Below are 17,290 nucleotides of genomic sequence, written 5' to 3'. Positions count from 1 at the left end.
CCGGGTGGCCGTACGCCCTACGGGGTCGCGCGCAGCCCGTCGAAGGCCATGTGGACGACCGCGTCGGCCAGCTGGTCCGGGGTGGTGCCCGGGTGCGGGCGGTACCACTCGACCAGCGAGTTCACCATGCCGAAGAGCAGGCGGGTGGCGAGCCGGATGTCCACGTCGGCCCGCAGGTCGCCGTCGGCCGCGGCGGCCTTGAGCAGGTCGGCGACCTGGTGGTCGAACTCGCGGCGGCGTTCCAGCGCCCAGCGCTCGGTCCGGGTGTTGCCCCGTACCCGCAGCAGCAGGGTCACGTACGGCAGCTCGGCGAGCAGCACCTCCACCGTGCGCCGGGTGACGTACTCGACCCGCTCGACCGCCCGGCCCCGTACCGCACCGGGCTCCTCCAGCACCGCGAAGAGCCCGTCGAGGGCGCGGCTGACAGCCCGGCGCAGCAGTTCCTCCTTGCCGGCGACGTGGTGGTAGATCGAGGACTTGGAGATGCCCGCGGCCTTGGAGAGGTGCTCCATGGAGGTGCCGTCGTAGCCGCGCTCGTTGAAGACCTGGACCGCGACGGTCAGCAGCGTTTCCGGGGTGTAGGTGTCCCGCTTGACCGTGGTCATCCCGTCTCCTCCGCCGCGTCCTCGTCGCCCGCCGCGTAGCCGAGCCGGAACAGCGCCAGCGAGGGCGCGTACCGTCCGCCGGGACAGCGCTCGTCGAGGTGGTGCAGCAGGTCGTACGCCCAGTCCTGGCCGAGCCGGTCGTGCCATTCGGCCGGCCCGAGCGGGTAGTTGACGCCGAGCCGCATCGCGGTGTCGATGTCCTCGGCGCTGGCCGCTCCGCGGGCGACGGCGTCGGCGGTGAGGTCGATCAGCATCGCGACGGTACGGGCGACGATCATGCCGGGGACGTCGCCGATGACGGAGACCTTCTTGCCGAGCTTCTGGAAGAGCCCGACGGCCTCGGCGAGGGTGCGCTCGCTGGTGTCCTCGCTGGCGGAGAGCGCGATCCGGGTGGCGCCGCGGTAGTCGAGCGCGAGGTCGAAGTAGACGACGTCCGCGAACTCGACGGAGGTCTTGCCGTCCGCGAGGACCAGCTGGCCCTCGCCGGGCAGCTGGATGTACGGGCCCCCGTGCTCGGTGGCCGTGACGGCGATCCCGGCTTCCTCCAGCAGGTCGGCGAGGTCCGCGGCGGGGCCGAGGTCGCCCACGACGGTGACCTTGGCCGGGGCCTCCTGCGGGGCGGCGGTGTGCGGCTCGGGCGAGGCGGCGTCCGGGCCGTACGGGAACCAGCCGTGCCCCGTCTTGCGGCCCAGGCGGCCCGACTGGACCAGCCGGCGCTGCGCGAGGGACGGGGTGAACTTGGGGCTCCGGTAGAAGGACTCCCACACGGAGCGGGTCACCGCTTCGTTGACGTCCTGCCCGATCAGGTCGGTCAGCGCGAAGGGGCCCATCTTGAAGCCGCCGCACTCGCGGAGCACCGCGTCGATGGTGGCCGGGTCGGCGCCCTGCTCCTCGTACACCGAGAAGGCCTCGGCGTAGAAGGGGCGGGCGATCCGGTTGACGATGAAGCCGGGGGTGTCGGCGCAGCGGACCGGCGTCTTGCCCCAGCCGAGGACGGTGCGGTACGCACGCTCGGCGGCGGCCGGGCCGGTCGCGAAACCGCTGATCACCTCGACGAGCGGGAGCAGCGGGGCCGGGTTGAAGAAGTGCAGGCCGAGGAAGCGGCCGGGGTGCGCGAGGCCCGCGGCGAGCTCGGTGACGGAGAGGGAGGAGGTGTTGGTGGCCAGCAGCGCGTCCGGCGCGACCACCTCTTCGAGTGCGGCGAAGAGCGCCTGCTTGACGCCGACGTTCTCGACGACCGCCTCGATGACGAGGGCGGCGTCGGCGAGGTCCGCGAGGGTGCCCGCCGCACCGATCCGGCCGATCGCGTCCTCGGCCTCGGCGCGATCCAGGCGGCCCTTGGCGGCCATCCGCTCGACGCGGTCCTGCACCAGGGCGACGCCGTCGGCGGCGAGGGCGGCGTCGATGTCGTAGATCAGCACCCGGTGACCTGCGAGAAGGGCGACCTGGGCGATGCCCTGTCCCATGGTGCCCGCGCCGACGACCGCCACAGTGCGGGACCGCTCGATTGCTGTCATGACCAGATCCTCCCGCACCGACTTATCCACAGGTCTGCCGGGCCCTCTTGTCCCGACCGATCGTTCGGTTACTCTAACTCCAGTCTGCTCTTTCGCACCCTGCCTTGCCTGAACCGCCTGCCGATCCCGCGCGATCCCGCCCGGCTCAACGAGGAGTTGGTCCCTGATGCCCGCCGAGCTCACCGTCCCCCAGCTGTCCGCCAAGCACCGGCCCACCCTGGACCAGGCCCTGTCGGCGATCCGCAGCCGCGCCTACTGGTCCCCGCATCCCGAGCACCCCAAGGCCTACGGCGAGAACGCCCCGGCCGACGGCCTGGCCGCCTTCGAGGCCGTCCGCGGCACCCGGCTGGACCTGGGGCAGCCCGGCACGGACGGCTGGGCCGGCGGCGAGGTGTCCCCGTACGGCCCCGAGCTGGGCGTCGAGTACCCGCACGCCGACATCGAAGTGCTGCTGCCCGCCATGAAGGCCGGCGTGGCCGCCTGGCGCGACGCGGGTCCCGAGACCCGGGCCCTGGTCTCCATCGAGATCCTGTCCCGCATCTCCGCCCGCACCCACGAGTTCGCGCACGCGGTCATGCACACCAGCGGCCAGGCCTTCATGATGGCGTTCCAGGCGGGCGGCCCGCACGCGCAGGACCGCGGCCTGGAGGCGGTGGCCTACGCGTACGAGGAGCAGACCCGCGTCCCGGGCCAGGCCGACTGGTCCAAGCCGCAGGGCAAGAAGGACCCGCTGGAGCTCGGCAAGAGCTTCACGGCCGTCCCGCGCGGCATCGCCCTGGTCATCGGCTGCAACACCTTCCCCACCTGGAACGGCTACCCCGGCCTGTTCGCCTCCCTCGCCACCGGCAACGCGGTGCTGGTCAAGCCGCACCCGCGGGCCGTGCTCCCGCTCGCGCTGACCGTGCAGGTGGCCCGCGAGGTCCTCGCCGAGGCCGGCTTCGACCCGAACCTGGTGGCGCTCGCGGTCGAGCGGCCGGGCGAGGGCATCGCCAAGACCCTGGCGGTCCGGCCCGAGATCAAGCTGATCGACTACACCGGTTCCACGGAGTTCGGCGACTGGCTGGAGGCCAACGCCCGCCAGGCGCAGGTCTACACGGAGAAGGCGGGCGTCAACACCGTCGTCATCGACTCGACCTCCGACTACAAGGGGATGCTGTCCAACCTGGCCTTCTCCCTGTCCCTGTACAGCGGTCAGATGTGCACCACCCCGCAGAACCTGCTGATCCCCCGCGAGGGCATCGACACCGACGCCGGGCACAAGACGTACGACGAGGTCGTCGCCGACCTCGCGGCCTCGGTCGGCGGCCTGCTCGGCGACGACGCCCGGGCCAACGCCCTGCTGGGCGCGCTGGTCAACCCGGGCGTCAAGGCCCGGCTGGAGGCGGCGGGCGCCCTGGGCGAGGTCGCGCTGGCCTCCCGTGAGGTCGTCAACCCGGAGTTCCCCGACGCGGTGGTCCGTACGCCCGTTCTGGTGAAGCTGGACGCCGCCAAGCCCGACCCGGAGGCGGCCTACCTCTCGGAGTGCTTCGGCCCCGTTTCCTTCGCCGTGGCCGTGGACTCCACGGCGGACGCGCTGGAGCTCCTGCGCCGCACGGTCCGCGACAAGGGCGCGATGACGGTGGGCGCGTACACGACCTCCGCGGACACCGAGCGGGCGATCGAGGAGGTCTGCCTGGAGGAGTCCGCGCAGCTCTCCCTGAACCTGACCGGCGGGGTGTACGTCAACCAGACCGCAGCCTTCTCCGACTTCCACGGTTCGGGCGGCAACCCGGCGGCGAACGCCGCGCTGTGCGACGGCGCGTTCGTCGCGAACCGCTTCCGCGTGGTGGAGGTCCGGCGCCAGGCGTAAGGCCTGCTCCCTGATCAGGCCCTGGACGCCTCCTCCCCGAAGGTACGGGCGGAGGCGTCCACCTGGGCCATCCTGCGCAATGCGGCGAAGATCGCGTCGCCCAGCACGGTGCCGACGACCACGGCCTCCACGAGGTCCTCACGGGCCACCCGGCGGGCGGTGTAGTCCAGGTCCGCGCGGCCCACCCGCTCGGCCGCCTCCGCGTATTCGTCGAGCACGTCCACGAAACCGCCGTGCCCCACCCGGGCGAGCGAAGCGAGCGCGGACACCAGTGCCTCGGCGGCCTTGCCGTCGCGTTCGACGCGCCAGCCGCGCTCCTCGATCAGCCGCGCCACCCGCTCCCGGGCCAGCACGGTTTCCGCATCCGCCGCACCGCCGTGGTCGCCGCCGCGGCCATCGCCGAATTCGGGCACCAGGCGCTGGGCGGCCGCGCCCAGCAGCTTGTGCACCGGCCGCTCCTTGTCGTCGATGGCCGCCAGCACCTCGCCGATGGCCGCCACCGACAGTCCGCCGACCTCCAGCAGCGCGCGGACCAGCTGGAGCCGGCGCTCGTGCACCTCCCCGTAGCTGGCCTGGTTGGGGCTGGTCAGCTCGCCCGGCGGGAGCAGCCCCTCCCGGACGTAGTACTTGATCGTCGGCACCGGCACTCCGGTCCGCCGGCTCAACTCTCCGATGCGCACGTGCGTTCACCCTTTTCCGCTTGCCCTGTCCACCTCCATCATAGATAGTGGCACTATCAGATAGCGGCGAGTGCCACTATCCATTCATTACGGGGGTATGAATGATGATGTCCACCTGGCGTACCTGGCACCGCCCGCTGGTGGTGTTCGCCCTGGTGATGGCCGTGTGGGCGCTCGGCTCCGCCGTCGGGCTCCTGGTCGACGACCGCGTGCTGACGGGGGCGCCGATCTGGGCCAAGCCCTTCAAGTTCTCCGTCTCGTTCGTCGCCTACTGCCTCAGCCTGGCCTGGATGATCTCGCTGCTGGGCGAAGCCCGGCCACGGCTGCGCCGGACCGCCTGGTGGGCCGGCACGGTCGTGGTCGCCGCGAGCGCCGGGGAAATGGTGCTGATCACCCTGCAGGCGGTCCGCGGGGTGCGCAGCCACTTCAACAACGCAACGCCCTTCGACGCCCAGGTCTACGCCCTCATGCGCGACACCGTGATCGTGCTGTGGCTCGGCACGCTCGTCGTCGCCATCCTGCTCTCGCGCGCCAGGACCACCGACCGGGCCACGGCCTGGTCGATCCGGATCTCCACGGTCCTCGCGCTGATCGGCGCCGCGCTCGCCGTCCTGATGACCCTGCCCACCGCCGAGCAGCAGCGTCTCGACACCGCCGGCCTCGAGGTCCTGGAGAACGGCGCGCACAGTGTGGGCGTGTCCGACGGCGGCCCCGGAATGTTCCTCACCGGCTGGTCCACCACCGGCGGCGACCTGCGCATCCCGCACTTCTTCGGCATGCACGCCCTGCAGCTGCTCCCACTGCTCGTGCTCGTCCTGGCCGCCCTCGCCCCGCGCTTCGCCCGGCTGCGCGACGAGCGGGTGCGGGTACGGCTGGTCTTCGTGGCCGGTTCGGTCTACGCGGCGGTGCTCGCCCTGCTCACCTGGCAGGCCCTGCGAGGCCAGCCGCTGATCCACCCGGACGGGGCCACGCTGGGCGCGGCCGCCGCGATCCTGCTCACGGCCGGACTCGGTACGGCCGCCGCGCTACTGGGCCGGGCCGCCCCAGTGGAAGAGGGTCATGGCCACGCTGGTGGCCAGGTTGTAGCTGGAGACCTGCGGCCGCATCGGCAGGGAGACCAGGTGGTCCGCCCGGGCGCGTAGCTCAGGTGAAATGCCGTGGCGTTCCGAGCCGAAGGCGAGCAGGGCGTCGTCCGGGAGGGTGAGGGAGCGGATGTCCTCGCCCTCCGGGTCGAGCGCGTACAGCGGCCCGGGCGGGAGGGTGTCGATCTCCAGCCGGTCCACGGTGGTGGCGTAGTGCAGTCCGGCTCCGGCCCGGACCACGTTCGGGTGCCAGGGGTCGAGGTCGCCGCGGGTCACCACGCCGGTGGCGCCGAAGCCGGCAGCGAGGCGGACCACGGCGCCGACGTTGCCGAGGTTGCGGGGGTTGTCCAGCACCACGACGGGCGCGGGGCGCGGCAGCCGCTCCAGCGCCGCGAGGCCCGCCGCACGGTCGGGCCGTACGGCCAGGGCCGCGACCCCGGTGGGGTGCACGCGGGGCAGCAGCCCCTTCAGCTCCGCCGGCCGCACCAGCCGGGCCACCTCGGCCTCGACGTCCGGAGCCAGCTCGCGGGCGAGCGCCCGTACGGCGCCGGGATCCTCGGCGACGACGATCCGCACCTCGGCCCCGAAGCGCAGGGCGTGCTTCAGCGCGTGGAACCCGTCCAGCAGCACCAGCCCCTGCCCAACGCCCTCCTGCCACTGCCGCACGACGTCTCCGACCCTCTGCTCCTGGCTCATACCCCGACCCTACGGTCCACCCCCACCGCCCCCACCGCTGCCGCCGCACGGGGCGATCCCCCGCCCCTTCCCGAAGCCGGGGCGCACCCACTTCGGATCCGGCGCCGGCAAAATCCAGCCCCGCCGGCACTTGGGGCGCGGGGTCCGGGGCGCACCCACTTCGGATCCGGCGCCGGCAAAATCCAGCCCCGCCGGCGTTTGAGGCGCGGGGTCCGGGGCGGAGCCCCGAAAGCCGGCGCAGCCCGGGCCGCTCGCGCAGCGGCGCCGAGCCCTCAGCGCGAAACGGCGCTCGGCTCCGCAGGAGCCAACGGCGGCCCGGCCTCCACGGGGGCGGTAACGCCCCCGCCCACCCCCCGCCGCGGACGCCCGAGCGCAGCGACCCTCGCTCCCAGCCACACCAGGAACACCGTCGGCAGGAACACCGCGTCAGCGGCGATCATCGCCAGCGAGAAGAACGGCAGGCCCAGCAGCACCGCGATCCCCACGTGCTCCAGCATCATCACGGCCAGCAGCACGTTCTTGATCCGCCGGTTGAACAGCGTGAACGGGAACGCCACCTGCACCGCGACGGTCCCGTACGACAGCAGCATCACCAGCGTCCCGCTGCTCGCCACCAGCGCCGACAGCCCCGGCCAGGGCGTGAAGTAGTCCAGCCCGAGGGGGTAGTACAGGGCCGTCCCGTCCTGCCACCGCGATCCCTGGATCTTGTACCAGCCCGCCGTGGCGTAGATCAGGCAGACCTCCGCCATGATCACCAGCATCCCCGCGTTGTGCAGCAGGTTCGCCAGGACGTCCAGGGCCGCCCGGCCCTCCCCGGCCGGCTCGTACCGGTCGGCCATCCACCACAGCCCGGCGACCACCCACAGCGCCGCGAAGGCCACCAGCCAGCCGAGGCCGAACCGCCCGGTCGCCGCGCCGTACGCGAGCACCGCGCCCAGCACCGCCCACAGCACCGGCCCGCCCGCCCCGGCCGTCGCAGAGCCACGCCTGCGGGCCCTGCGCGCGTCCAGCGACCACACCTGCGCGCACCGGGTCAGCACCAGGTAGATCGCCATCAGGTGGATGACGTTGTCCCCGCCGTCGCCCATGAACACGCTGCGGTTCTGGAGCGACAGCACCCCGACCATGAACACCACGGACACCGCCCGGGTGCGCCAGCCGAGCAGCAGCCCGACGCTCGCCAGCACGGACACGGCGTAGACGGTCTCGAACCACAGCGTCGAGTCGGACCACATCAGCACGGTGAAGGCCCGGTTCGAGGCGATCAGCCGCTGCGCCAGCTCCCAGCTCCACGGCCCGTCCGGGCCGTACAGCTCGGCCCGGTGCGGGAACTCCCGCAGCAGGAAGAACAGCCAGGTCCCGGCGAAGCCGATGCGGATCACGGCACTCTGGTACGGGCCCAGGGCCCGCCCGGTGACCTGCGCGAGCACCCGCCCGGCGGCCCGCCGGGCGGGTCTCAGACCGTCCACCACGGCAGCTCCCGGTAGTAGGTCTGGGTGTCGGTCGTCTCCGTGCTCCAGCTGGGCGCGGCCACCGCCGTCGTCGCCGAGCGCAGCTGGACGCGCAGCAGGTGGCCGCCCCGGTGGACGGGGGTCAGCCGGTCCACGGCGATCCGCCGCAGGTACTCCTCGGACAGGGCGCCGCGCTGGCCGTTGGGCTCGTTGTCCTCGTCGTGGGAGCCGGTGAAGAAGTCCCAGGCCCGGCGCAGCTCGTTCTGCTCCGTGTGGCTGGGCAGCAGGCTGTACCGGATGGCCGCGCCGTCCTCGGCGGACAGGTCGCGCCAGTCGCTGGTGACCAGCTCGCCCTCGGCGGTACGTACCTGCGCGCGCGCCTCCACGGCGATGTTCTGCTGGAGCGGGTTGGGGGCGAAGAGCTTCCAGTTCTGTTCGAATTCGGGGTAGATCCAGCCGTCCACGGTCCGCGCGTGCTGCTTGCTGACCGTGTTGGACGGGGCCACGTGCAGGAAGACGAATGCCAGGTGGCCGCAGGCGGCGGCGGCGACGGCCCCGAGTGCCAGGGCGGCCAGGACGCGGTACGGGGTGGACAGACCGGCTATCCCGGGCAGCCGCGGCGGCGGTGGAGCGGCCCGTTCCGCGGCCTCCGCCACGCCCCCTTCCACGGGCTCGTGCTCGTTCGAATCCATCCCGCCCCGATCGTCCGGCGTCCACAGGGTTGACCACAGAGGTTGACACCCTACGGGCCACCGTCCCACCATTGAAGAGGACGAACCGAACGATCGGTCGGTCGGGCAGCCGGAAGGCCGGCCGAGACACTCTGACAGGGGGCCACGATGGTGGCAGTGACTCCGGAGACGGGGCCGGACACGGCCCTCGGGACAGCCGGGCCGGGCATGACGGCTGACCTGGGCGCACAGCTCGCGGCGGCCTTCGACGCCGCCGTGGCGGCGGACGAGCGCGTCGAGCCACGCGACTGGATGCCCGAGGAGTACCGCGCCTCCCTGGTCCGGCAGATGGCCCAGCACGCCCATTCCGAGATCATCGGCATGCAGCCCGAGGCCAACTGGATCACCCGCGCGCCCTCACTGCGCCGCAAGGCCATCCTGATGGCCAAGGTGCAGGACGAGGCCGGCCACGGGCTGTACCTCTACAGCGCCGCCGAGACGCTGGGCACGAGCCGCGACGAGCTGCTCGACAAGCTCCACGCGGGCAAGCAGAAGTACTCCTCGATCTTCAACTACCCCACCTTGACCTGGGCGGACGTCGGCGCAGTCGGCTGGCTCGTGGACGGCGCGGCGATCACCAACCAGGTGCCGATCTGCCGCTGCTCCTACGGCCCGTACGCGCGCGCCATGGTCCGGATCTGCAAGGAGGAGTCCTTCCACCAGCGCCAGGGCTTCGAGCTCCTCATGACCCTGTCCAAGGGCACCGAGGCGCAGCACGCGATGGCGCAGGACGCGGTCGACCGGTGGTGGTGGCCGTCGCTGATGATGTTCGGCCCCCCGGACGACGAGTCGGCGCACTCGGCGCAGTCAATGGCCTGGCGGATCAAGCGCCACTCGAACGACGAGCTGCGCCAGCGGTTCGTGGACATCGCCGTCCCGCAGGCGAAGGCCCTCGGCCTGACCCTGCCCGACCCCGACCTGAAGTGGAACGAGGAGCGCGGGCACCACGACTTCGGCGCCATCGACTGGGCGGAGTTCTGGGACGTGCTCAAGGGCAACGGCCCCTGCAACGAGCAGCGGATCAGCCAGCGCCGCGCGGCGCACGAGGAAGGCGCCTGGGTGCGCGACGCGGCCGCGGCGTATGCGGAGAAGCAGGCGGCACAGCAAGCGGCGCAGCGCGCCGGACAGAACGAGGAGGCACGGGTATGACGCAGAACTGGCCCCTGTGGGAGGTGTTCGTGCGCTCGCGGCGAGGCCTCTCGCACACGCACGCGGGAAGCCTGCACGCCCCCGACGCGGAGATGGCCCTGCGCAATGCCCGTGACCTCTACACGCGGCGCAACGAGGGCGTCTCGATCTGGGTGGTGCCCTCCACGCAGATCACCGCCTCCTCGCCGGACGAGCGGGACCCGTTCTTCGCCCCGTCCGCCGACAAGCCCTACCGGCACCCGACCTTCTACGACATCCCGGAGGGGGTGAGCCACCTGTGACCGGCACCGACACCACCGGCAGCACCGTCGCCACCGCGGCGGCCCTCGCCCTCGGCGACGACGCGCTGATCCTCTCCCACCGCCTCGGCGAGTGGGCGGGCCACGCCCCCGTACTGGAGGAGGAGGTCGCCCTCGCCAACATCGCCCTCGACCTGCTCGGCCAGGCCCGCGTACTGCTGTCCCTGATCGGCGACGAGGACGAGCTGGCCTTCCTGCGCGAGGAGCGGTCCTTCCGCAACCTCCAGCTGGTCGAGCAGCCGAACGGGGACTTCGCCCACACCATCGCCCGGCAGCTCCTCTTCTCCTTCTACCAGCACGAGCTCTACGGGGAACTCGCGCGCGGAGAGGGCCCGTTCGCGCCCCTGGCGGCCAAGGCCGTCAAGGAGACCGCGTACCACCGCGACCACGCCGAGCAGTGGACCCTGCGGCTCGGCGACGGCACCCCGGAGAGCCACGGCCGCATGCAGGCCGGCCTGGACGCGCTGTGGAAGTACACCGGGGAGATGTTCCAGCCGGTGGAAGGGCTCGAGGACCTGGACTGGGCCGCCCTGGAAGGGCGCTGGCTGGCCGAGGTGACCGGCGTACTGGACCGGGCCGGGCTCGCCCTGCCCGCGGGGCCCCGCACCGGGGCCTGGGCGGCCGGCGCCGGGCGCCAGGGCCTGCACACCGAGCCGTTCGGCCTCCTCCTCGCCGAGATGCAGCACCTGCACCGCAGCCACCCGGGGGCGTCATGGTGACCGACACCGGCACGACCCGCCTGGAGGCGGAGCTGGCCGCGCTCGCCGGGTCCGTCCCGGATCCCGAGCTGCCCGTGCTCACCCTCGCCGAGCTCGGCGTGATGCGCGGGGTGCGGATGCACGAGGACGGCCATGCCGAGGTCACCCTCACCCCGACGTACACCGGCTGCCCGGCCATCGAGGCCATGGCCGCCGACATCGAGCAGGTCCTGACCGCCCACGGCATACGTGAGGTGCGGGTGAACACCGTGCTGGCCCCCGCCTGGTCCACGGACGACATCAGCGCCGAGGGCCGCCGCAAGCTCGCCGAGTTCGGCATCGCGCCGCCGCGCCCTCACTCCGCCGGCGGACCGGTCCCGCTGACCCTGTCGGTCCGCTGCCCGAACTGCGGCTCCACCGACACCGAGCTGCTCAGCCGGTTCTCCTCCACCGCGTGCAAGGCGCTGCGCCGCTGCACCTCCTGCCGCGAACCGTTCGACCACTTCAAGGAGCTGTAGATGGCCGTGTCCCCGCCGTCTGTGCCGTCTGCGCCGTCCGCGCCGTCCACTTCCGCGCGCCCCCCGCGCCACGGCGCCTTCCACTCCCTGACGGTGGCGGCGGTCGACCGGCTCACCGACGACGCGGTGGCGCTGACCCTGCGGGTGCCGCCGGAGCTGCGCGCCGAGTACCGGCACGCCCCGGGACAGCACCTCACCCTGCGCCGGTCCACCCCTGAGGGGACCGAGATCCGGCGCACCTACTCGATCTGCTCCCCCGCCCCGGCGGCGGACGGCCCGGGCCCGGAGCTGCTGCGGGTCGGGGTGCGGCTGGTGGAGGGCGGGGAGTTCTCCACGTTCGCGCACAAGGAGATCGCCGCCGGGGACGTGCTGGACGTGATGGTCCCGGCCGGGCGGTTCGTCCTGGACCCGGCGGCCGCCCCCGCCGCCGGGCACTACGCGGCGGTCGTCGGCGGCAGCGGCATCACCCCCGTGCTGTCGATCGCGGCGACTCTGCTCGCCGCCCGCCTCGACGCCCGGTTCTGCCTCGTGCGCAGCGACCGTACGGCGGCGTCGACGATGTTCCTGGAGGAGGTCGCCGACCTGAAGGACCGCTATCCCGCGCGGTTCCAGCTGGTGACGGTCCTCTCCCGGGAGGAGCAGGAAGCCGGGCTGCCGTCCGGCCGGCTCGACGAGGAGCGGCTGGCGGCCCTGCTGCCCGCGCTGCTGCCCGTCGCGGAGGTGACCGGCTGGTTCCTGTGCGGGCCGTACGGCCTGGTGCAGGGCGCGGAGCGGGCGCTGAGCGCGCTCGGCGTCGTACGGACCCGGGTGCACGAGGAGATCTTCCACGTCGAGGACACCGCGGCCCCGGCCCGCCCGGCGACCGCGGCGGCCACCGTCCACGGGCGGGTCACCGCCCGGCTCGACGGGCGCTCGGGCACCTGGCCGGTCCAGGACGGGGAGTCCCTTCTGGACGCGGTGCTGCGCAACCGCGCGGACGCCCCGTACGCCTGCAAGGGCGGGGTGTGCGGTACCTGCCGGGCCTTCCTGGTGACGGGCGAGGTGCGGATGGACCGCAACTTCGCGCTGGAGTCCGAGGAGACGGAGGCCGGGTTCGTGCTGGCCTGCCAGTCGCACCCGGTGACGGAGGAAGTGGAGATCGACTTCGACCGCTGAGCCGGCCGCCCGCCCCACCCCCTGTCCAATTTCAGGAACGTGTTCTATCTTGACGCACCGTCAGGACAGGATCGACCGGGTGTGCGCGGGAGGACAGGCAGTGGACTTCACCTTCACCGAGGAGCAGCGGGCCGCCGTCGAGGCGGCGAAGGCCGTGTTCGCGGACGTCGCACCCGACAGCGTGCCGAGCCCGGCACTCACCCCGGGGGCCGTCGCCGACGACTTCGACCGCCCGCTGTGGGCCAAGCTCGCCGGGTCCGACCTGCTGAGCCTGGTCCTCGCCGAGGAGCACGGCGGCGCGGGCCTGGACGCCATCGCCCTGTGCCTGGTGCTGCGCGAGGCCGCCAAGGTACTGGCCCGGGTGCCGCTGCTGGAGCACTGCGCCACCGCCATGGCCGTCCAGACCCACGGCAGCCCCCAGCTGGCCGCCGCGCTGCTGCCCGGCGCCGGACGCGGGACGCTCGTGCTCACCGCCGCCGCGCACGGCCGCAGCGGGCACGACCCGGCCGAACTCGCCGTCACCGCCCGCCGCGAGAGCCCGGGCGGGGACTGGCTCCTGGACGGCACGCAGACCGCCGTTCCCTGGGCGCAGAGCGCCGACTGGATCGCCGTACCGGCCCACACCGGCGAAGGAGAGGCCGTCCTCGCGCTGGTCCCGCGCACCGCCGGGGGGCTCACCCTCGCCGAGCAGTGCTCCACCACCGGGGAGCGGCTCGCCGAGCTCGCCCTGGACGGCGTACGGGTGCCCGCGACGCACCTCATCGACGCCCCCGGCGCCTGGGACCGGCTCCGCCAGCTCCTCGCCACCGGGACCTGCGCCCTCGCGCTCGGGCTCGGCGAGGGGGTCCTCGCCATGACCAGCCAGTACACGAGCAAGCGCGAGCAGTTCGGCTTCCCCGTCGCCACCTTCCAGGCCGTGGCCATGCAGGCCGCCGACCGCTACATCGACCTGCGCGCCATGGAGGTCACCCTCTGGCAGGCGGCCTGGCGGCTCGACGCCGCCACCGGTGGCGCCGGGGGCCCGCTGCCGAGCGCCGGAGACGTCGCCGTCGCCAAGATCTGGGCCTCGGAGGGCGTGCGCCGGGTCGTGCAGACCGCGCAGCACCTGCACGGCGGCTTCGGCGCAGACACCGACTACCCGCTGCACCGGTACCACGCCTGGGCCAAGCAGCTGGAGCTCCAGCTCGGCCCGGCCGCGGCGCACGAGGAGGCCCTGGGCGACCTGCTGGCCGCCCACCCCCTGGCCTGAGCCCTGGGGGGTGGGCGGTGGATCAAGGTCGGAAAGCCCCTAGAGCACGAAGGCCTGGGTGCCGTTGTCCGTCACCATCGGGCGGCCGGCGCGCTCCCAGGCCTGCATCCCGCCGTCGACGTTCACGGCGTCGATCTCCTGGCGCACCAGGTACTGGGTGACCTGCGCGGAGCGCCCGCCGACCCGGCACATCACGTGCACCCGGCGGCCGTCCTCGACGGCCTCCGTCAGCTCACCGAAGCGGGCCACGAAGTCGCTCATCGGAATGTGCAGGGCGCCCTCGACATGGCCGGCCGCCCACTCGTCGTCCTCGCGGACGTCGAGGACAAGGCCTTCGGAGGGCACCGCGGCGGCGTCCACCGAGGGAAGCAGTCCGAAGTTCATACGTCGCCTTCTCTCATCACAGTTCGGTGACCTCCAACCTATCCGACCCACCCGGCCCCACCGGGCGAGGATCAGCCCCGCCGGCGTTTGAGGCGCGGGGTCCGGGGCGGAGCCCCGAAAGCCGGGCGCAGCCCGGGCCGCTCGCGCAGCGGCGCCGCACCCACCGCCCCAGCCAGCCAGCCCCACCCAGCCCGCCTCACCCAGCGGCAAGCGCCTCGGCCAGCTCCGCCTCGCGCTCGGACACCTGCGCCAGCAGCTGCTCGGCGATCTCCTCCAGCAGCCGGTCCGGGTCCTCGGGGGCCATCCTCAGCATGGACCCGATCGCGCTGTCCTCCAGCTCCCGGGCCACGAGCGACAGCAGCTCCTTGCGCCGCGCCAGCCACTCCAGCCGCGCGTACAGCTCCTCGCTCTCACCGCGCCCCGGCGCCTCCGGCGCCGGACCGGCCGCCCACTCCCCGGCCAGCTCGCGCAGCGACTGCTCATCACCCCGCCCGTACGCGGCGTTGACCCGCGCGATGAACGCGTCGCGCCGCTCGCGCTCCACCTCGTCCTGGGCGAGGTCCGGGTGGGCCTTGCGGACCAGCTCGCGGTAGAGGCGGCGGACCTCCTCCGAGGGCCGCACCCGCTCCGGCGGCCGCACGGGCCGGTCGGTGAGCATCGCGGACGCGTCGTCGGACATCCCGTCGGAGCCGAGCCAGTCGTGGAACAGCTCGTCCACCCCGGGCATCGGCATGACCAGGGCGCGCGCGTCCCGCGCCAGCCGCAGGTCCTCGGGATCGCCGGTACGGGCGGCCTTCGCCTCGGCGATCAGCGCGTCCAGCTCGTCGAGCCGCGAGTACATCGGGCCGAGCTTCTGGTGGTGCAGGCGGGAGAAGTTCTCCACCTCCACCCGGAAGGTCTCCACCGCGATCTCGAACTCGATCAGCGCCTGCTCGGCGGCCCGTACGGCCCGCTCCAGGCGCGCCTCGGGACGCTCCTCGCCAGGGGCGCCGGAGGCGCCGGGGACTGTCTGCTCGGGGTGCTCAGGCTGCTCGGTCTGCTCGCTCACCCGGCCAGCCTACGGCCCGCCGCCCGGGGCGATGTTTCACGTGAAACACCGCCCACCGCGAGAGGGCCGGTCAGACGCCGGTCTCCGCCACGATCCGGCCCGTCCGCACCGCCGCCACCAGGTCGGCGTGGTCGGCCTCGGTCCGGTCGGCGTAGGCCACGGCGAAGTCGGCCATCGCCTCGTCCAGCTCCCCGCTCTTCCCGCAGTACCCGGACAGCAGCCGCGGATCGGCGCTGTGCGCGTGCGCCCGGGCCAGCAGGGCCCCGGTCATCCGCCCGTAGTCGTCGAACTGCTCGGCGGCCAGCGCCGCCGGGTCCACGCTGCCCTTGCGGTTGCGGAACTGCCGCACCTGGAAGGGCCGGCCCTCCACCGTGGTCCAGCCCAGCATGATGTCCGAGACCACCTGCATCTGCTTCTGCCCGGCCACCACCCGGCGCCCCTCGTGCTCCGGCGGCGGCGAGACGAAGCCCAGCGCGGGCAGGTACGGCAGCAGCACCGAGGGCCGCGCCTCCTTCACCTGGAGCACCAGCGACTCGCCCCGGTGGTCCAGCAGCAGCACCACGTACGAGCGGGTGCCGACGCTCCCCGTCCCCACCACGCGGAAGGCCACGTCGTGGATCGCGTACCGGGCCAGCAGCGGCAGCCGGTCGCCCTGGAGCGTGTGCAGGTACGGGCCCAGGGAGGCGGCCACGGCCGCGGCCTCCTCGTCCCCGACCCGGCGCAGCACGGGCAGCGCGTCCACGAAGCGCCGCCCGCCCTCCGGCGTGGGCTCGGTCGACTTGGCGGCGAACCGCGCGGAGGTGTTGTTGCGGGCCTTCTCCATGACCCGTTCCAAGGTGCCGACCAGGTCCCGCACATCGCTGTGCGCGGCCAGCTCCTCGTCGGCGATGGCGTTCCAGGCGTCCATGGAGGGCAGCTTGGACAGCAGCCGCATGGTCCGCCGGTACGCGCCCACCGCGTCCAGCGCCGCCTCCCGGCAGGTGTCCTCGTCCGCGCCCGCCACCCGCCCGGCCAGCACCAGCGAGGTCGCCAGCCGCTTCACGTCCCACTCCCACGGGCCGAAGACGGTCTCGTCGAAGTCGTTCAGGTCGATGACGAGCCGGCCGCGCACGTCCCCGTACAGCCCGAAGTTCGCGGCGTGCGCGTCCCCGCAGAGCTGTGCGCCTATCCCGGTCACCGGCCCGCCGGACAGGTCGTGCGCCATCAGCCCGGCCGCCCCGCGCAGGAACGCGAAGGGGTTCGCGGCCATCCGGCCCACGCGTATCGGCGCCAGCTCGGCGACCCGGCCGACGTTGGACTCCTCGACGGCGCGCACCGCGTCCGGACGCCCGGCCGGGGCCTCGAAGCGGGCGTGAGCCGCCCGCGGCACGGGCACCCGCAGGGCCTTGCCCTCCTGCCTGGGCGAGCCGGCCGCCACCCGTGGCCCGAAGCCCGTCACGTCCGGAATCCGCTGCCCCGTTACCGTCGCCATGGACGCCCGCCCCCACTTGTGGATTGATCACCTGTCGAACGGGGTGACCGTATCTACAGCCCGGCGTCCCTGGCCAGCAGGGCCGCCTGCACCCGGTTCTCGCACCCCAGCTTCGCCAGGATCCGGCTCACGTACGTCTTCACGGTCGCCTCGCTCATGTGGAGCCGCCGGCCCGCGTCCGCGTTGGACAGGCCCTCCCCCAGCAGGGCCAGCACCCCGCGCTCCCGCTCGCTCAGCTCCGCCACCTGCCGCCGGGCCTCCTCGCCGCGCGCCGCGGCCTTACCCGACGCCAGCAGGTCCACCACGTGCCGGGTCGCCGCCGGCGAGAGGTACGCGTCCCCGGCCATGGCCGCGCGGACCGCTCCGATCAGCTCCCCCGGCGCCGAGTCCTTCAGCAGGAACCCCGCACCGCCCTGGCCCAGTGCCCGCAGGACGTTCTCCCGCTCGCCGAAGGTGGTCAGGATCAGCGCCCGTGCCTCCGGCGCCGCCCGCTTCAGCTCCCCGAGCGCGGTCAGCCCGTCCATGACCGGCATCTGGATGTCCAGCAGCACCACGTCCGGGGCGTGCGCGAGAGCCAGATCCACCGCCTCCCGGCCGTTCGCCGCCTCCGCGACGACCTCGATGTCCGACGCCGAGGTCAGGATCATCCTGATCCCGGCCCGGATCAGCGGCTCGTCGTCGGCGATCACCACTCTGATCATTCTGGCC

Annotated in this window: 18 protein-coding genes; 8 read left to right on the top strand and 10 right to left on the bottom strand. The window is 73.3% G+C overall.

Translation table 11 applies throughout. The features are described from left to right. Positions 1 to 17: 17 nt before the first annotated feature. Both OG447_RS07460 and OG447_RS07455 read right to left on the bottom strand, forming a co-directional pair. Positions 18 to 605, bottom strand: a complete 588-nt coding sequence (locus OG447_RS07460) for a TetR/AcrR family transcriptional regulator (protein WP_266935655.1) — start codon at positions 603 to 605, stop codon at positions 18 to 20. Next, a complete protein-coding gene (locus tag OG447_RS07455) occupies positions 602 to 2,122 on the bottom strand; it encodes a 3-hydroxyacyl-CoA dehydrogenase (RefSeq protein WP_266935653.1) in 1,521 nt (506 codons plus the stop codon). Before OG447_RS07455 ends, OG447_RS07460 begins: the two co-directional genes overlap by 4 nt. A 166-nt stretch (positions 2,123 to 2,288) precedes the next feature. Here OG447_RS07455 and paaN point away from each other — a divergent pair, with 166 nt between their 5' ends. Next, entirely contained in the window at positions 2,289 to 3,971 is a 1,683-nt protein-coding gene (gene paaN / locus OG447_RS07450) for a phenylacetic acid degradation protein PaaN (RefSeq protein WP_266935652.1), read from the top strand. Positions 3,972 to 3,985: 14 nt separating this feature from the next. On the opposite strand, the gene OG447_RS07445 is transcribed toward paaN, so the two are convergent. Continuing rightward, positions 3,986 to 4,651, bottom strand: coding sequence for a MerR family transcriptional regulator (locus OG447_RS07445; protein WP_266935650.1), 666 nt, complete (start codon positions 4,649 to 4,651; stop codon positions 3,986 to 3,988). Between the two features lie 107 nt (positions 4,652 to 4,758). On the opposite strand from OG447_RS07445, the gene OG447_RS07440 reads away from it, so the two are divergent. Then, a complete protein-coding gene (locus tag OG447_RS07440; RefSeq protein WP_266938795.1) occupies positions 4,759 to 5,793 on the top strand; it encodes a hypothetical protein in 1,035 nt (344 codons plus the stop codon). Here OG447_RS07440 and OG447_RS07435 read toward each other — a convergent pair. The 3 genes from OG447_RS07435 to OG447_RS07425 form a co-directional block, all read right to left on the bottom strand. Continuing rightward, on the bottom strand, positions 5,677 to 6,429 hold the full coding sequence (locus tag OG447_RS07435; RefSeq protein WP_266935649.1) for an RNA methyltransferase: 753 nt from the start codon (positions 6,427 to 6,429) through the stop codon (positions 5,677 to 5,679). The two genes, OG447_RS07440 and OG447_RS07435, sit on opposite strands and share 117 nt — an antisense overlap. A 272-nt stretch (positions 6,430 to 6,701) precedes the next feature. Continuing rightward, positions 6,702 to 7,889, bottom strand: coding sequence for an HTTM domain-containing protein (locus tag OG447_RS07430; protein WP_266938794.1), 1,188 nt, complete (start codon positions 7,887 to 7,889; stop codon positions 6,702 to 6,704). Further along, positions 7,886 to 8,644, bottom strand: coding sequence for a DUF5819 family protein (locus tag OG447_RS07425; protein WP_266935648.1), 759 nt, complete (start codon positions 8,642 to 8,644; stop codon positions 7,886 to 7,888). Before OG447_RS07425 ends, OG447_RS07430 begins: the two co-directional genes overlap by 4 nt. Positions 8,645 to 8,779: 135 nt before the next feature. On the opposite strand from OG447_RS07425, the gene paaA reads away from it, so the two are divergent. The 6 genes from paaA (at position 8,780) to OG447_RS07395 (ending at position 13,679) form a co-directional block, all read left to right on the top strand. Beyond that, positions 8,780 to 9,760: a 1,2-phenylacetyl-CoA epoxidase subunit PaaA gene (gene paaA / locus OG447_RS07420; RefSeq protein WP_266938793.1), complete on the top strand. Its 981-nt coding sequence runs from the start codon at positions 8,780 to 8,782 to the stop codon at positions 9,758 to 9,760. Beyond that, positions 9,757 to 10,041: a 1,2-phenylacetyl-CoA epoxidase subunit PaaB gene (gene paaB, locus OG447_RS07415; protein ID WP_266935647.1), complete on the top strand. Its 285-nt coding sequence runs from the start codon at positions 9,757 to 9,759 to the stop codon at positions 10,039 to 10,041. Before paaA ends, paaB begins: the two co-directional genes overlap by 4 nt. Next, positions 10,038 to 10,778, top strand: a complete 741-nt coding sequence (gene paaC / locus OG447_RS07410; protein ID WP_266935646.1) for a 1,2-phenylacetyl-CoA epoxidase subunit PaaC — start codon at positions 10,038 to 10,040, stop codon at positions 10,776 to 10,778. The genes paaB and paaC overlap by 4 nt, the downstream gene beginning before the upstream one ends. After that, positions 10,772 to 11,275: a 1,2-phenylacetyl-CoA epoxidase subunit PaaD gene (gene paaD, locus OG447_RS07405; RefSeq protein ID WP_266935644.1), complete on the top strand. Its 504-nt coding sequence runs from the start codon at positions 10,772 to 10,774 to the stop codon at positions 11,273 to 11,275. Before paaC ends, paaD begins: the two co-directional genes overlap by 7 nt. Continuing rightward, a complete protein-coding gene (locus OG447_RS07400; RefSeq protein ID WP_266935643.1) occupies positions 11,276 to 12,430 on the top strand; it encodes a 2Fe-2S iron-sulfur cluster-binding protein in 1,155 nt (384 codons plus the stop codon). A 100-nt stretch (positions 12,431 to 12,530) separates the two neighbouring features. Further along, a complete protein-coding gene (locus OG447_RS07395) occupies positions 12,531 to 13,679 on the top strand; it encodes an acyl-CoA dehydrogenase family protein (protein WP_266938792.1) in 1,149 nt (382 codons plus the stop codon). Between the two features lie 39 nt (positions 13,680 to 13,718). On the opposite strand, the gene OG447_RS07390 is transcribed toward OG447_RS07395, so the two are convergent. The 4 genes from OG447_RS07390 to OG447_RS07375 all read right to left on the bottom strand — a co-directional run bounded on the left by OG447_RS07390 (position 13,719) and on the right by OG447_RS07375 (position 17,283). Beyond that, a complete protein-coding gene (locus OG447_RS07390) occupies positions 13,719 to 14,063 on the bottom strand; it encodes a rhodanese-like domain-containing protein (protein WP_266935642.1) in 345 nt (114 codons plus the stop codon). Positions 14,064 to 14,259: 196 nt separating this feature from the next. Then, a complete protein-coding gene (locus OG447_RS07385; RefSeq protein WP_266938791.1) occupies positions 14,260 to 15,021 on the bottom strand; it encodes a J domain-containing protein in 762 nt (253 codons plus the stop codon). Between the two features lie 160 nt (positions 15,022 to 15,181). Continuing rightward, a complete protein-coding gene (locus OG447_RS07380; RefSeq protein ID WP_266935641.1) occupies positions 15,182 to 16,582 on the bottom strand; it encodes a DUF2252 domain-containing protein in 1,401 nt (466 codons plus the stop codon). Positions 16,583 to 16,635: 53 nt separating this feature from the next. Next, positions 16,636 to 17,283, bottom strand: a complete 648-nt coding sequence (locus OG447_RS07375) for a response regulator transcription factor (RefSeq protein WP_266938790.1) — start codon at positions 17,281 to 17,283, stop codon at positions 16,636 to 16,638. Positions 17,284 to 17,290: the final 7 nt, after the last annotated feature.

The sequence above is a fragment of the Streptomyces sp. NBC_01408 genome (genome assembly GCF_026340255.1).
Classification (GTDB): Bacteria; Actinomycetota; Actinomycetes; order Streptomycetales; family Streptomycetaceae; genus Streptomyces.
Note: the sequence above shows the minus strand (reverse complement) of the source record. Positions and strands in the feature narration are given on the sequence as shown.

What these genes read in the sequence shown, in the direction of transcription:
- OG447_RS07460 (WP_266935655.1), bottom strand. Translation starts at nt 605, where the DNA reads ATGACCACGGTCAAGCGGGACACCTACACCCCGGAAACGCTGCTGACC.
- OG447_RS07455 (WP_266935653.1), bottom strand. Translation starts at nt 2,122, where the DNA reads ATGACAGCAATCGAGCGGTCCCGCACTGTGGCGGTCGTCGGCGCGGGC.
- paaN (WP_266935652.1), top strand. Translation starts at nt 2,289, where the DNA reads ATGCCCGCCGAGCTCACCGTCCCCCAGCTGTCCGCCAAGCACCGGCCC.
- OG447_RS07440 (WP_266938795.1), top strand. Translation starts at nt 4,759, where the DNA reads ATGTCCACCTGGCGTACCTGGCACCGCCCGCTGGTGGTGTTCGCCCTG.
- OG447_RS07435 (WP_266935649.1), bottom strand. Translation starts at nt 6,429, where the DNA reads ATGAGCCAGGAGCAGAGGGTCGGAGACGTCGTGCGGCAGTGGCAGGAG.
- OG447_RS07425 (WP_266935648.1), bottom strand. Translation starts at nt 8,644, where the DNA reads ATGGTGGGACGGTGGCCCGTAGGGTGTCAACCTCTGTGGTCAACCCTG.
- paaA (WP_266938793.1), top strand. Translation starts at nt 8,780, where the DNA reads ATGACGGCTGACCTGGGCGCACAGCTCGCGGCGGCCTTCGACGCCGCC.
- paaB (WP_266935647.1), top strand. Translation starts at nt 9,757, where the DNA reads ATGACGCAGAACTGGCCCCTGTGGGAGGTGTTCGTGCGCTCGCGGCGA.
- paaD (WP_266935644.1), top strand. Translation starts at nt 10,772, where the DNA reads ATGGTGACCGACACCGGCACGACCCGCCTGGAGGCGGAGCTGGCCGCG.
- OG447_RS07400 (WP_266935643.1), top strand. Translation starts at nt 11,276, where the DNA reads ATGGCCGTGTCCCCGCCGTCTGTGCCGTCTGCGCCGTCCGCGCCGTCC.
- OG447_RS07390 (WP_266935642.1), bottom strand. Translation starts at nt 14,063, where the DNA reads ATGAACTTCGGACTGCTTCCCTCGGTGGACGCCGCCGCGGTGCCCTCC.
- OG447_RS07380 (WP_266935641.1), bottom strand. Translation starts at nt 16,582, where the DNA reads ATGGCGACGGTAACGGGGCAGCGGATTCCGGACGTGACGGGCTTCGGG.
- OG447_RS07375 (WP_266938790.1), bottom strand. Translation starts at nt 17,283, where the DNA reads ATGATCAGAGTGGTGATCGCCGACGACGAGCCGCTGATCCGGGCCGGG.